The sequence below is a fragment of the Pseudomonas sp. 2024-210 genome (genome assembly GCF_045062345.1).
Lineage (GTDB): Bacteria > Pseudomonadota > Gammaproteobacteria > Pseudomonadales > Pseudomonadaceae > Aquipseudomonas.
In genome coordinates, this window is sequence record NZ_JBJGEJ010000031.1 from 1 (window position 1) to 12,567 (window position 12,567).

Consider the following 12,567-nt stretch of genomic DNA (forward strand, 5'->3'; position numbering starts at 1 on the left):
TTCAACCTGGACACCGCTGCGTTTGACGAACTCAAACGCTCCAGCGAATACCGCTGGGCCTGACCACCGGCTACGGCGACGTACTGGGCAACTGGTGTTTAAAAAACATCGAAGAAGAACAAAGCGCCCTGCTGCAAGGCGGCATCCCGCGTAAACAGGGCTTTACCTTGGAGTTTGTGCGCTATGGCGACGACCTGCAGAACTCATAGCGGTGACGTGCTCGACACCCTCTGCCAGAACTACTACGGCCACCTCAACGGCACCGTCGAAGCCGTGCTCGATGCCAACCAAGGGCTGGCCGATGAGGCGCAGCCGTTTCGGGTTGGGGTGATTATTCACCTACCGGATTTGCCGGTGCCGAGTGATGAGGTGGTGATGCTGTGGGGCTAGCCGTTTCACGTCATGCCCAACGCTCGTTTATCTAGCCCGCCATGAGCGGGCTTTCTTTTGTCAGGATTTACCTCATGGCCCCTACCTTTCGAATTGTTGCTGACGGTGCCGACATCACCGCATTGATCAATGACCGCCTACTGTTGCTACGCACCACCGACAAACCCGGTATGGAGTCAGACGACTTTGAGCTGCGGATCGATGACCGTGACAGCGCCGTGACGCTGCCCAGTCGCGGGGCAAGCATTGAAGTCTTCCTGGGCTACGACGGCAGCGCTTTAACCCGCCTCGGGCGCTACACCGTGGACGAGGTTGAACTTTCCGGTCCACCCGATACGCTGGTGATCCGTGGCAAAGCCAGCGACATGCGCGGCAGTGGCAAGACTACCCGCAGTGGCAGTTGGGAAGGTGTGAGCCTGGCCAGCATCGTCACTGACGTAGCCGCACGTAATGGCTGGTCGCCCGTGTGCTCAGTGACCACCGTGGTGCCCCGTGCTGACCAGCTCAACGAGTCAGATTTTAACTTTATGACTCGCCTGTCAAAGCAGTTCGACTGCACCGCCAAGGTAGCGGACGGCAAGCTTCTGGTGATGCAGCGCCAGGGCGGTCAAAGCGCGAGCGGCACGGCGCTGGGCACCATCACCCTCACGCGCAGCGACGTCAGCCGCTGGCAATTTCGCCTCACTGATCGCAGCACCCACAAAGCCGTCAGCACACAGCATCAAGACAAAAAGACCGGTCAGTTAAAAGTCGTCACCCTGGACAACGACGAGTCTCCGGACGGCCTGCCGCCCGTGCATACCGACCGCCACATCTACCCGAACAAATCCGCTGCCGAACAAGCGGCAAAGGCCCGGCTATCAGCCTTCAATCGTTCGACTGCTGCGGTACGTCTGGAAATGCCCGGGCGTACTGATCTGTATGCCGAACGAACGATCAACGCTCAAGGCTTCAAGTCCGGGCTTGATGGCGAGTACCTGGTGGACTCGGTGGAGCAGGTCTTCACCCAAAACGGCTGGAGCACCACCGTCGAATGCAACGGCGGCAAAAAAGGAAAAGCTAAGGCCAAAGGCAAGAAGCCCAAAGCCCCGCTCAAAGTCGTATCGCTAAAAGCAGAGTAAACCCACACCCAGCCGGCCATGAGCGGGCGTTATCGTTAGGGCAAGCCTATGTCGATCACCCAGCAGCAACTCCAACAGATCCTACCCAGCGCCGGCCAAACAGCCGGCGTTTTTGTTCCTGTGCTAAACACCGCGATGGTCCGCTTCCAGATCGTCGGCACGAAACGCATCGCCGCCTTTATCGCCCAGATCGGCCACGAGTCCGGTCAGTTTCGCTACGTCCGCGAACTGGGCAATGACCAATACCTGAGTAAATACGACACCGGCTCACTGGCCAAGCGCTTGGGCAATACCCCTGAGGCGGACGGCGACGGTCAAAAGTATCGAGGTCGTGGCCTGATCCAGATCACCGGCCGAGCCAACTACATGATGTGCGGTGAAGCGCTGGCCCTTGACCTGATCAACCAACCCGAGCTGCTGGAAAAGCCGCAGCACGCGTGCATGTCAGCGGCATGGTTTTGGGCGAGCAGGGGGCTCAACACCTTGGCCGACGCGGGCCAGTTCGACACCATCACCCGCCGCATCAACGGCGGCCAAAACGGCGCAGCAGATCGTCAGGCACTGTATGCCCGTGCCCTCAAGGTGTTGGCGTGAAGCTCGATGCGGTGAAGTGGGGCGGGGCAATGCTGCTGATGCTCGGCCTTATGGGTGGCAGTGCATGGGCGGCATGGGCGTGGCAGGCCAACGCCTACGACAAGAAACTCGCCAAGCAAGAAGCCACCCACCAAATAACCCTGACCCATCTGGCCAATGCCAACTCAGCGCTAATCATCGCGGAGCAGGGCAAGCGCCTCGCCCTGGAGCAATGGCTGGCAGCCAGCGACCAAGCCCACTACCGAGCCCTGACTGATGCCAAAATCACTCAAACCCACCTGCGTGATCGCCTTGCTACTGCTGACCTGCGGCTGTCAGTCCTACTCGACACCACCGCCACAAATGGTAGTAACGGAATGCAAGCCACCACCGACACCGGCGGCGTGGTTCATGGAACTGCGACAGCCCAACTTGACCGAGCGCATGCTCAACGAATTATCGGAATCACCGGCGACGGCGACCAAGGACTGATCGCGCTACAAGCCTGTCAGGCCTACGCCAAAGAAGTCTCACACACGAAATAAAAGGAGCGGCCGAAGCTGGATGCGTCAACATCCAGCCCGGCCACCAAACCCGCAGATCAGCCCTGCAAGCCCAGTCAAGGCTCCTGCCCCGTGCACAAAGCGGAGCGAGCCTATCACCTGTCTATCCATACAGTAAAGGTCTTGCAAACAATGTCATCACCCATCATTCCTTGGATGGGCGGTAAACGCCGTCTGGCCGACCGCCTTATCCCCCTGTTCCCACCCCACGAATGCTATGTCGAAGTCTTTGCCGGCGGAGGTGCGCTCTACTTCCTGCGGCCACAGCCTGCTCCAGTCGAAGTGCTAAACGACATCAATGGCGACCTAGTGACCCTGTACCGCGTGGTGCAGAACCATTTGGAAGAGTTCGTGCGTCAATTCAAGTGGGCTCTCAGCTCACGGCAGATTTTCGAGTGGCAAAAAATGACCCGCCCGGAAACCCTGACCGACATCCAGCGCGCTGCCCGATTTTTCTATCTGCAGCACCATGCCTTCGGTGGCAAGGTCTCAGGTCAGAGCTTCGGTACCGCAACAACTGCTCCTGCAATCAACCTGCTACGCATCGAAGAAAACCTGTCTGCTGCATGGCAGCGGTTGTCCGGTACCTACGTCGAAAACCTGCCCTGGCTTGAGTGCGCAGAGCGCTACGACCGGCCACACACTTTCCACTACATGGACCCGCCTTACTGGCAGACCGCTGGCTACGGCGTGGACTTCCCGTTTGAAAATTACGAGCGTATCGCTGACTTTATGCGGCGCTGCAAAGGCAAAGTGATGGTCAGCATCAACGACCACCCGGACATTCGGCGGGTGTTTGAAGGGTTTCATTTTGAGACCACCGAGATTCGGTACACGACCACCAATCAACGGCAGGGGAAGGCTGAGGTGACGGGGGAGTTGATTGTTACGAATTGGGAGCAGGAGGCTTGGGGAGGATTGTTTTAGGTTGGTTAGTTTGAAACTGATAGCAGCCCGTGACTAAGAGCTGCTATCGGCCAAAAGCTGACGCTTAGCCGACTAACTTCCGTCCGTAGAACCGCACGAGTAGTGATCTTGACCAACTGCTGTGCGTTGCTACCGGTGGCGTTAGGCGAGTAATGTCGCCACATTGGTAATCTTACCCCCCACCAGCTAACCTGCCAGCTTTAAGCCATCAGCCATGGGCGCCCCCTAGATGCAGCCACCCAAGAAATACTCTGTTGTTTTGGTCGATTTGGATGGTAGGCACTCGCTCTATCCGATGAAAGAATGGTGCCGTCAGAACCCCAATGACGCACCACCTTTCGATCGCAACACGAATTCTCAGCAGCTTCGTCGTGCATTCATTCGAATGGGATGGGTCACTGAAGAAACTGAAACGCAGGTTTTGGTTCTGCATCCCAGCACACCTAAAGCAACTATCCAAGCCATCGAAGACGAAGACTTGGCTCTTGGAGACGAAGACACTCAAGATTCAGATCGAGAGACAGTTTTTGAACTGGAATGGCAGCTACGCGACTTCATATCTCACAACATCGAATCACTGAAATTGGAAGGGAAATCCCTTCGCCTCTATGTCGACCCGCAAGGTCGTGATGGAGTTGAATACCCTACCGACGTTGGGCCAATCGACATACTCGCACTTGATTCAGATGACTCGTTTGTGATCTTTGAACTGAAACGTGGTCGTGTGGCAGATCGTGCCATAGGTCAGATCAGTCGCTACATGGGCTGGATCAAGAAGAACCTTGCGCACGGGAAGATGGTGAAGGGCGTCATCGTTGCTAAATCCATCAGCTCAAACCTACGTCACGCTATCGTGGCAGTACCTAATGTCTCGCTTTTTGAGTATGAAGTAGCGTTCAACCTGAACCAAATCCTTGAAGCAGATGGACCAATGTCAGATGGGATGTGAGGAGTGAATAGCCCCAACTTTCGTGGCCCCTCCAATTGACCGCTTTTGGCCGTAAGCAGCCTGTCACGGAGGGCTGCTTACGGCCAAAAGCAGTCGCTTGACGGAGTCCTTGTCTTGAGCGATTCGCCTGTTGTAAGTACTAAGTAAAAAGCCCCCACACTTAATCAAAATGTAGGGGCCTTCTTTGGCGAACGTATATCTCTGAGCGCCATCGACGCTGATTACATCCAGAGCCAAATGGCACAGGCAGCAATGAGCAAGGTCGACACAATAATTACGATAACAGAACCGCGCTTTCCGCCTTGCAGTGTCTCTCCCACCCCCATATCCATGATCAGGTGCCGGACGCCCGCCACCAAATGATAGATCAAAGCTGAATACAGCACCCACGCGATCAGCTTGCCAAGCGGCGATAACAGCATGCCTTTGATCTCGTTGAAACCTTCTTCTGAGCTCAATGACTTGCCCAATGCGTAAAGCATCACGAACAGGCACAAGAAAAGCAGGATCCCGGACAGACGATGCAGGATCGAGGTGAGTGCCGTGACAGGGTATTTCATTGAACCCAAGTCGAGATTGACGGGCCGCTTCTTGTTCATCTTCACTCCAAATCTGTAATTTCACGTCAGGCCAAATACTGTCAGCTGACAGCGCGGTCGGTTGGCAAGGGCTTAGGCATGCCAGCGTTGGATTCTAAACTAAACCGCACGGTCTAGTTTAGCTTTTGGTACGAAGCTGACGACCGATGGACTAGGATAGGCAAACTTTTGAACGAGACCGCTTATGCGAACGAAATCCGAGGCACGCCGATCAGCGATCTTAATGGCCGCCGGGCAGGTTTTTCATGACCAAGGATTTGAGGGCGCTTCCATGGCTCAAATTGCAATGAGTCTCGGCTGCTCTAAAGCAACACTCTATGCGTATTTTGAATCCAAAGAGGTCCTGTTTTACGAAGTGCTGATGACGGCGGCAGGGTCGCAAATGCGCGAAACGTTTAATGCCATTGAGAACCTGTCACTGCCAATTCGTGACGCTCTTCAGATCTTGGGGGAACAAATTATTTCTTTGCTTTACTCAGAAGAGGTTATGGCTGTCCGCCGGTTACTTTTGTCTGCAGCTGGCCGCAAAGCAGGATTGGGCAAAGCTTGCTATGAAGCCGGACCAGCACAATTTTTAGAGGCGACATCGCTTTTACTCAAGCATTACATGGACACAGGGAAACTTCGCCAATCTGATTCACGGGTCGCAGCTTTACACTTGCGCGCACTGCTGGAGTCCGAATGGATTGACCTATTCCTGTTTTCCACCATGCAGGGTTTCGACCAGGCCTTCTGTAAAGAAACGGCTACCAGAGCGACAGATGCATTTTTAGCCGCGTACAGCCCAACGCAGTGATCCCCCTCTAGCAGCTCTGCTTGGCCAACGATAGCCCATTCCGACGTTAACAGAAGCAGGCGAAATACAGCATAGGGCCGGTTTCAATCTATCTCCAAGGTCCGCTATGGGTCGTTTTCTGCCTCTCGCGACGGGCAGAAAACGGCCAAAAGCTGACGGTACCTACAGGCAGAAATCGACCCAAAGAGGTTATTGGGCAACACCTACGTCTGGCCGATTGCTTTCAGTTCCGGCCGTATTCCCGAACAGCGCGCATTAGTGAAAAGCTCCGCATTCTGGTTCTCTAGGATGGGACAGTTCATGAGGTGGCGTCGCAAACTTAAAACCGTCAAGTGGCGCTTTATCGCTCAGTTCAAGGAGGGGCCCCGGGCAGCTATGGGCAGGCGCAGCTGTGACGTTGCCGTTACCGACTATAGCTGCGGGCTGAAATGGCTCGCGCTGTCAGTCGTCCCCTTTGCAGGGCTCTGATACGGAAGTTTGCTCTGCACGACCACGTCGTCTGCACGTGGCTTGAGGTTGAGCACATCCCCACTTGCCAAGCCATCTGCTCCAACCCCGCTATAGGCTGCCATCTATGTGCGCGATCGGGATAGTTTTTCAGCTATGGATAGTAACGTTCTGGTCGATAGAGTCGCGGCCCAAGCGGCTCATATTCTCGGTCGCGGTCAAGTCAGGATGTCCAAAGGACATGCCGAAAAGCATCTTGTAGTTCTCTGGAATACCAAGCACTTCCCTTACGGTGTCGGCATAGAAGCCAAGGGAGGTTTGGGGGATGCCGCCAAGGCCGTGCGCAGTCAACGAGAGAAGGAATGTCTGGGCGTACATGCCCACGTCTGCGGCTGCCCTCACAGTGTCTCCCATGACTGGCACGAAAAGCATTGCCACATGCGGCGCCCCAAAGAACTGGAAATTCATGGCTGCAGCACGAGCGCGACCTTCCCGGTCCTCACGATCAACACCAAGAGCCTGGTAATAAGCTTTGCCCTGCTCAAATGCACGCTCTTTGTAACGACCGAAGAAGTCCTTATGGTCGAACGTAAAATCGAGCGACGTAGCATCCGCTTTTTGCGCCGTGAGCATCGCTTTAGACAGTTCGATGAGCTTTTCGCCGGACACAATGTGCATGTCCCAAGGCTGTGTATTGCAATTCGATGGGGAAAACTGGGCGTCTTCCAAAATCTCGACGATTTGAGCCTCGGGCACCGGTGAAGGAAGAAACCGGCGGAACGATCGCCGTGCGCGGACTACCTGTTGAAAAGCAGCCTTGTTATCCGAGACGTGAGTAGGGGTGTGAATGGAATCTGACATGGGTCGTCCTCGTATCTAAAATGTTTTCAAACTCGTCGTCAGCGAGTTGCAAGGCACCTTCTGGTCAGGAAGCACTACCTGACGAGCCTTACACGCGTTAGAGGGAGCAATTCGGGATCACTCCGTCATTTGTCTGGAGCCAGTCTGCCTTCGATACGCGTTAGTACGGGAACCTGATAGTGCGCAATTTTTGCCTGATAGTCCGAGTTCTGCCGCATGGTCGCTCCGAATCCATGCCTGCTTGTTAAGCTACCTGTGATATCAATGGAGAATCTCATGCGGCTGGAAATTCCAACCCACCAGAGTGGGGAAGCTCGTTTTGCTGAAGCCTGTGCCAGGCTAGCGACCGCGATAGGCGGCTGGGCAAGTGCGAATGCCGGAACCGGTACTCCGCTGCCAGAGCTGTCGATGTTCGCCTATCCGGCACCGACCTTTGCGATGTGCAGCATGTATGAGCCGAGTATTGTGGTCGTGGCTCAAGGAGCGAAACGCGTGTCATTGGGGGACGATCGGTTCACCTGCGGCGCCGGTCAGTTTCTCCTCACCTCGGTCGATTTACCCAGCCTCACCCAAGTATTCGATGCAAGTCCGGGCACACCCTATTTGTCGGTGATGCTCAAGCTCGATTTGAAATTGGCTGCTCAACTGATGATCGACAACAACGTCGCTGCTCCGCGTCCCGCCCAGGCAGAAATGGGAATGACGCTAGGCAGTAGCACTGTCCCGCTCCTGACATGTATCACCCGTCTGGTTGAAGTTCTTCAAGACCCTCAGGACCTTCCTGTCGTTGCACCGCTGATCGAGAGAGAAATCCTGTATCGGGTGCTGATCAGCGAACAAGGGGCGCGCCTGAGGCAGATGGCTTCAGTCGGCAGCCAAGGGCATAAAATTGCTCAGGCTATCGCCTGGATCAAAGCCAACTTTCGTAAATCACTTCGTGTAGAAGATATGGCGGGCACGATTCAGATGAGTATGTCGACATTCCATCACCATTTCCGTGCACTGACGGCGATGACCCCATTGCAGTACCAGAAATGTCTGCGCCTGAACGAGGCGCGCAGGCTCATGCTTATCGACAATTTTGATGCTGGGACGGCTGCGTTCACTGTCGGCTATGAAAGCCAACATCAGTTCAGTCGGGAATACAGTCGCCTGTTCGGGGCCCCTCCGCTGAAAGATATATTGAAAATCCGAGCGATCGGCCCGTTGATCCAAACCGGCAGCATGCGCAACGGCAAGCCGTTGGAATAGGCAAAAAAACGGTTGGAATCGGATACCGCCTAATCGCCATGCAGGCTCATCATTTGTACCGTCAGTGATCGAACCAGGTGCTCACACCTTGGTCCGGCCACCTTAAGCTTTTTTGCTGAGAGGTACTCAATATGCGCAAGGTATGGTTCATCACCGGGGCAAATCGTGGCCTTGGATTGGGTATTGCCCAGGCAGTGCTGGCAGCTGGTCACGCGGTAGTCGCAACGGCTCGAAACATCGACGACTTGAAGAAGAAGCTGACCGGCGAACCTTCGTCGCTGCTCTGCCTCCCCCTGGACATTACAGACGCCGATCAGATTAAAACCTCTGTCCAAGGCGCCGTAGACACCTTCAACCGGATCGACGTCCTGGTTAACAACGCCGGTTACGGCCAGCTGGGTTGGTTTGAAAACACCAGTGATGAACAGGTGCGCCGTCAGTTCGAAACCAACGTATTCGGTACGATGAATGTCACCCGCGCCATCTTGCCGGTGATGCGCGCCCAGCGCTCGGGTCATGTGTTCACGATTTCGTCGGCCGCCGGCATGATTTCTGTTGCTGGTTCTTCAACTTATAGCGCTTCCAAATTCGCGGTAGAAGGCTGGATGGAAGGCTTGGCCAACGAAGTTGCGCCATTGGGCATCCACGCCACCATCGTCGCCCCGGGGTTCTTCAAAACCGATTTCCTCGATCCTACTTCGGTGAGCTACGGTACCAACGACATCCCTGAATACGCCGAGTCGATTAAAGCCTTCAACAACTTCCATGACCAGATGAACCACCAACAGGTGGGCGACCCAGCCAAGCTTGGCGCGGCACTGATCACTCTCTCCGATTTGGCCGAACCGCCCGTGCGTTATGCGGCAGGTTCGGACTCGCTGGGTGTGGTTCACGCCAAAATCGAGATCATGCTTAAACAGGCCGAATTGCTGGCACCGCTGTCCGCGTCCACCGACAGCGCGGCGACGTAAATCCCAGCATTGCGGGTAACGGCCGCCTTCCAATCTTCTTTTTTCAAGGCATATTCAGTTATGAGTAACAGTTTCATCGTCAATGCGGGAACCCAATACGGCGCGTCCGAGGGTAAGCTCAATAATCACTTCACCCAGATCGCCAAAGAGCTTTTTGAGAGCAATGGCCACCAGGTCCAGGTAACTCGCGTAGAAGACGCCTACGACGCTGAGGCCGAAGTACAGAAAATCCTCTGGGCGGACACCATCATCTATCAGATGCCGGCGTGGTGGATGGGTGCGCCCTGGACTCTGAAGAAGTACATTGATGAGGTCTTCTCCGTCGGTTATGGCCAGATTTTCGACAACGACGGTCGTACCCGTAGTGACCCGAGTCGCAAATACGGCTCGGGCGGTCTGCTGCAAGGCCGCAACTACATGCTGTCCGTGACCTGGAATGCGCCGTTGGAGGCCTTTGTGGAACCAGAGCAGTTCTTCGATGGCCAAGGTGTAGATCCGGTCTACTACTCTTTCCACAAAGCCAATGAGTTCGTCGGCCTGAGCAAGCTGCCTACCTTCATGAGCAATGACGTGATCAAGCAGCCTGAGATCGAGGCCGATACGCTGCGCTATCAGCAACACCTGAAGCAGTTCTTTCTCTAACTGAAACCGAGTCAGCGGAGGCGAAACATGAGGCTTATCGATCTTGTAGCGCGGTTTGCTCCCCACGACGGGGACTTCATCACGGAGGTCCCAGGGCTGAAACTGTTTCGCCGTTCGCAACCCACCGCGGCAGTGCATTGCATCTATGAGCCGAGCCTGGCACTTATCGCCCAAGGCCAAAAGCGTGTAGTCATCGGCGACGAAATATATGACTACGGTCAAGGTCAGGTGTTACTGACATCCCTGGACCTGCCGGTGGTCTCCAAGGTTACAGAAGCAAGCCCGGAAACCCCATACCTGGGCATCTCGGTCGCGCTGGATAGCCGCACTGTGATGCAGCTAGCTACCCAGGTATCCCTTCCCCATCGCAAATCTGCCCCCGAGCTTGCCCTCACCATTGGGATCCCCAGCGAGCAGCTGGTTGACGCAGTGACCCGGCTAATCGCGTTACAGGATGAGCCAGAGATGATTGCATCCGTGGCACCTCTCATTCATTCAGAAATTGCCATCAGGGTGTTGAAAAGTCCCCAGGGTGCAAGGCTTCGTCACCTGATTGCTTCCGGTACACAAGCGCATCAGGTCGCCAAGGCCGTCACCTGGTTGAAACAGCATTACACCGAGGCGCTGCTAGTCGAGGACCTGGCAGACAGCGTACATATGAGCCAGACAACCTTCCGGCAGCACTTTCGCTCGTTGACCGGAATGAGTCCTCTGCAATACCAAAAGCAGCTGCGTCTCCAGGAGGCCCGGTGGTTGATGCTCAATGAAAACCTGGACGCCGGTACTGCTGCCTTGCAGGTGGGCTACGAAAGTTCGTCGCAGTTCAGTCGGGAGTACAGCCGAATCTTTGGCTCGCCGCCGCTGCGTGACGTCCATCGAATGCGGGAATCAAGTGCGGCAGCAATCGGCCAATAAACCGGCCAGCTGCTTTGCCGCCTTCCCAATCTACTCGGAGGTTGTTATGCCACGATCGGCTACGAAGAAAGATTTTCCCGTTTCGAACATCAGACACTTTCTCGAGCCTGGCCCTATTGTGCTGGTTTCATCGAAATGGCAACAACAAACGAACATCATGACCATGGGTTGGCACATGGTCATGGAGTTTTCTCCCTCGCTCGTCGGGTGCGTCATTGCTTCTGGAAATTACTCCCACGACCTTGTGCGCCAAAGCGGGGAATGCGTGATCAATATTCCTTCGGCATCACTTATAGATACGGTAGTGGGTATCGGCAACTGTTCAGGGAGCGAGGTCAATAAGTTCACTGAGTTCGATCTGACTCCGAGCAAGGCGACGAAGGTCAGTGCACCGTTGATCAGAGAGTGCTACGCGTCCTTTGAATGCCGGCTGTACGACGACTCCATGATCGATCGGTACAACCTGTTTATCTTCGAGGTCGTCAAAGCCCATGTGGCCCCTTCCGCAGACAAGGAAGAGTCATTGCATTACCAGGGGATGGGGGAATTCATGCTGTCGGGCAAGTTCATCAATCGCAAGGACTTGTTTAAATCGTCGATGCTCAACTGACTCGGGCTGGCCGATAGCTGCCTGTCGCGAAGGGCAGCAATTGGCCGATTGCTGCCTTTGGCCTGCGACAGCTCTGCGTCGAGACTGTATGTCAGTGGGCAGCAGCTAGACAGATGTGAGCACTGAGAGGGTGGCTGCTGATGAAGAGGATAATTCTGGGAATGCCCTAGACTGGTGAGCCGTTGATCTTAGAAGCCTTAGCAGCTCTGCGTCTTTATCGTGAGGCTAAAACTTCAGGACGCCCACAATAAGAAATTGATCGCTTGAAAATATTGGCTGACTCGCTAGTCCAGACAGTAACCGATTATCAGCTTTTAGCGGTTGGTGATGACTCCATCAAGCTTCACTAGAGCTATTTTCTAGTGATTAACTCTAGGTAAATGCTTCTCTGCATCAGTTACGCTTTTTCATTCAGGTGGCATGAGCGTTTTTAGTGAAACGTTGATGAACTCTTCATTCTGGGTAATTACGTCTAGCGCCCCACGAACATTTCCTCCTACCTCAGATGAGCCTTGCAGCTCAATCTATAGTGTCAGCTCCATGATGGCAGCCTCAAGGGCAAGCTGATTTTCATTGAGTTTGTAAAGGAGGGCGGGAATTAGGTCTGAGTTTATGATATTCGATCCTCTGTGGGGAAAGCATAGCCGGTGATGGTGCTGAGTGAGTGTTTTGCGATGGGTAGGATGTCGTGCGAGGGGGGGCTAAATCAGTTCCGCACCTCAAAACCAAACCCTTCATATGCTTGGCGTTCAGTTGCCAAAATATGAAGCGTTTGCGGAATCGATTTATCTATAAGCTTATGATTTATATAGAAAAAATAGTGGATTGCAAATCCGCCCACGCCGGTTCGATTCCGGCTTCGGCCTCCACATTCGAAAGCCCCGTAGACCTTGGTCTACGGGGTTTTTTATTGGGCGCAGAAAAGTGAGGAGTTCCGAAACTTTAGGGGGTG

At 54.6% G+C, this 12,567-nt stretch carries 14 protein-coding genes and 2 pseudogenes; 13 read left to right on the forward strand and 3 right to left on the reverse strand.

The genetic code is table 11. The annotated features are described in order from the left end of the window. Positions 1–50: 50 nt before the first annotated feature. The 7 genes and pseudogenes from ACI7MX_RS22750 to ACI7MX_RS22780 form a co-directional block, all read left to right on the forward strand. Positions 51–209, forward strand: a pseudogene (locus tag ACI7MX_RS22750) (phage tail protein); the annotation flags it as partial. Next, a complete protein-coding gene (locus ACI7MX_RS22755; RefSeq protein WP_146383604.1) occupies positions 184–390 on the forward strand; it encodes a tail protein X in 207 nt (68 codons plus the stop codon). The pseudogene ACI7MX_RS22750 and the gene ACI7MX_RS22755, both read left to right, overlap by 26 nt. A gap of 74 nt (positions 391–464) precedes the next feature. Then, complete coding sequence (locus ACI7MX_RS22760; protein ID WP_405591956.1) at positions 465–1,511, forward strand: phage late control D family protein; 1,047 nt, start codon at positions 465–467, stop codon at positions 1,509–1,511. 48 nt (positions 1,512–1,559) lie between these two features. Then, a complete protein-coding gene (locus ACI7MX_RS22765; RefSeq protein WP_405591959.1) occupies positions 1,560–2,105 on the forward strand; it encodes a glycoside hydrolase family 19 protein in 546 nt (181 codons plus the stop codon). Next, entirely contained in the window at positions 2,102–2,629 is a 528-nt protein-coding gene (locus tag ACI7MX_RS22770; protein ID WP_405591962.1) for a lysis protein, read from the forward strand. The genes ACI7MX_RS22765 and ACI7MX_RS22770 overlap by 4 nt, the downstream gene beginning before the upstream one ends. Before the next feature lie 150 nt (positions 2,630–2,779). Then, positions 2,780–3,574, forward strand: coding sequence for a DNA adenine methylase (locus tag ACI7MX_RS22775; RefSeq protein WP_405591965.1), 795 nt, complete (start codon positions 2,780–2,782; stop codon positions 3,572–3,574). Between the two features lie 229 nt (positions 3,575–3,803). Continuing rightward, positions 3,804–4,523, forward strand: a complete 720-nt coding sequence (locus tag ACI7MX_RS22780; protein WP_405591968.1) for an endonuclease NucS domain-containing protein — start codon at positions 3,804–3,806, stop codon at positions 4,521–4,523. Between the two features lie 221 nt (positions 4,524–4,744). On the opposite strand, the gene sdhC is transcribed toward ACI7MX_RS22780, so the two are convergent. After that, positions 4,745–5,122: a succinate dehydrogenase, cytochrome b556 subunit gene (gene sdhC, locus ACI7MX_RS22785; RefSeq protein ID WP_321833759.1), complete on the reverse strand. Its 378-nt coding sequence runs from the start codon at positions 5,120–5,122 to the stop codon at positions 4,745–4,747. Between the two features lie 184 nt (positions 5,123–5,306). Between sdhC and ACI7MX_RS22790 the strand changes: the two genes are divergently transcribed. Continuing rightward, positions 5,307–5,918, forward strand: coding sequence for a TetR/AcrR family transcriptional regulator (locus tag ACI7MX_RS22790; RefSeq protein ID WP_321833761.1), 612 nt, complete (start codon positions 5,307–5,309; stop codon positions 5,916–5,918). A 597-nt stretch (positions 5,919–6,515) separates the two neighbouring features. Here the strand turns inward: ACI7MX_RS22790 and ACI7MX_RS22795 are convergent. After that, positions 6,516–7,226, reverse strand: a complete 711-nt coding sequence (locus ACI7MX_RS22795) for a nitroreductase (protein ID WP_405591973.1) — start codon at positions 7,224–7,226, stop codon at positions 6,516–6,518. Between the two features lie 276 nt (positions 7,227–7,502). Here ACI7MX_RS22795 and ACI7MX_RS22800 point away from each other — a divergent pair, with 276 nt between their 5' ends. The 5 genes from ACI7MX_RS22800 (at position 7,503) to ACI7MX_RS22820 (ending at position 11,615) form a co-directional block, all read left to right on the forward strand. Further along, positions 7,503–8,477 carry an AraC family transcriptional regulator N-terminal domain-containing protein gene (locus ACI7MX_RS22800; protein ID WP_405591976.1) on the forward strand — a complete coding sequence of 325 codons (975 nt, stop codon included), beginning with the start codon at positions 7,503–7,505 and terminating at the stop codon, positions 8,475–8,477. A gap of 131 nt (positions 8,478–8,608) precedes the next feature. Beyond that, complete coding sequence (locus ACI7MX_RS22805; RefSeq protein WP_405591979.1) at positions 8,609–9,448, forward strand: SDR family NAD(P)-dependent oxidoreductase; 840 nt, start codon at positions 8,609–8,611, stop codon at positions 9,446–9,448. 60 nt (positions 9,449–9,508) lie between these two features. Then, entirely contained in the window at positions 9,509–10,090 is a 582-nt protein-coding gene (locus ACI7MX_RS22810; protein ID WP_405591982.1) for an NAD(P)H-dependent oxidoreductase, read from the forward strand. A 27-nt stretch (positions 10,091–10,117) separates the two neighbouring features. Beyond that, positions 10,118–11,005, forward strand: coding sequence for an AraC family transcriptional regulator N-terminal domain-containing protein (locus ACI7MX_RS22815; RefSeq protein ID WP_405591985.1), 888 nt, complete (start codon positions 10,118–10,120; stop codon positions 11,003–11,005). Between the two features lie 46 nt (positions 11,006–11,051). Continuing rightward, positions 11,052–11,615, forward strand: a complete 564-nt coding sequence (locus ACI7MX_RS22820) for a flavin reductase family protein (protein ID WP_405591988.1) — start codon at positions 11,052–11,054, stop codon at positions 11,613–11,615. A gap of 407 nt (positions 11,616–12,022) precedes the next feature. Here the strand turns inward: ACI7MX_RS22820 and ACI7MX_RS22825 are convergent. Beyond that, positions 12,023–12,232 (reverse strand): annotated as a pseudogene (locus tag ACI7MX_RS22825) (hypothetical protein). Positions 12,233–12,567 lie beyond the last annotated feature (335 nt).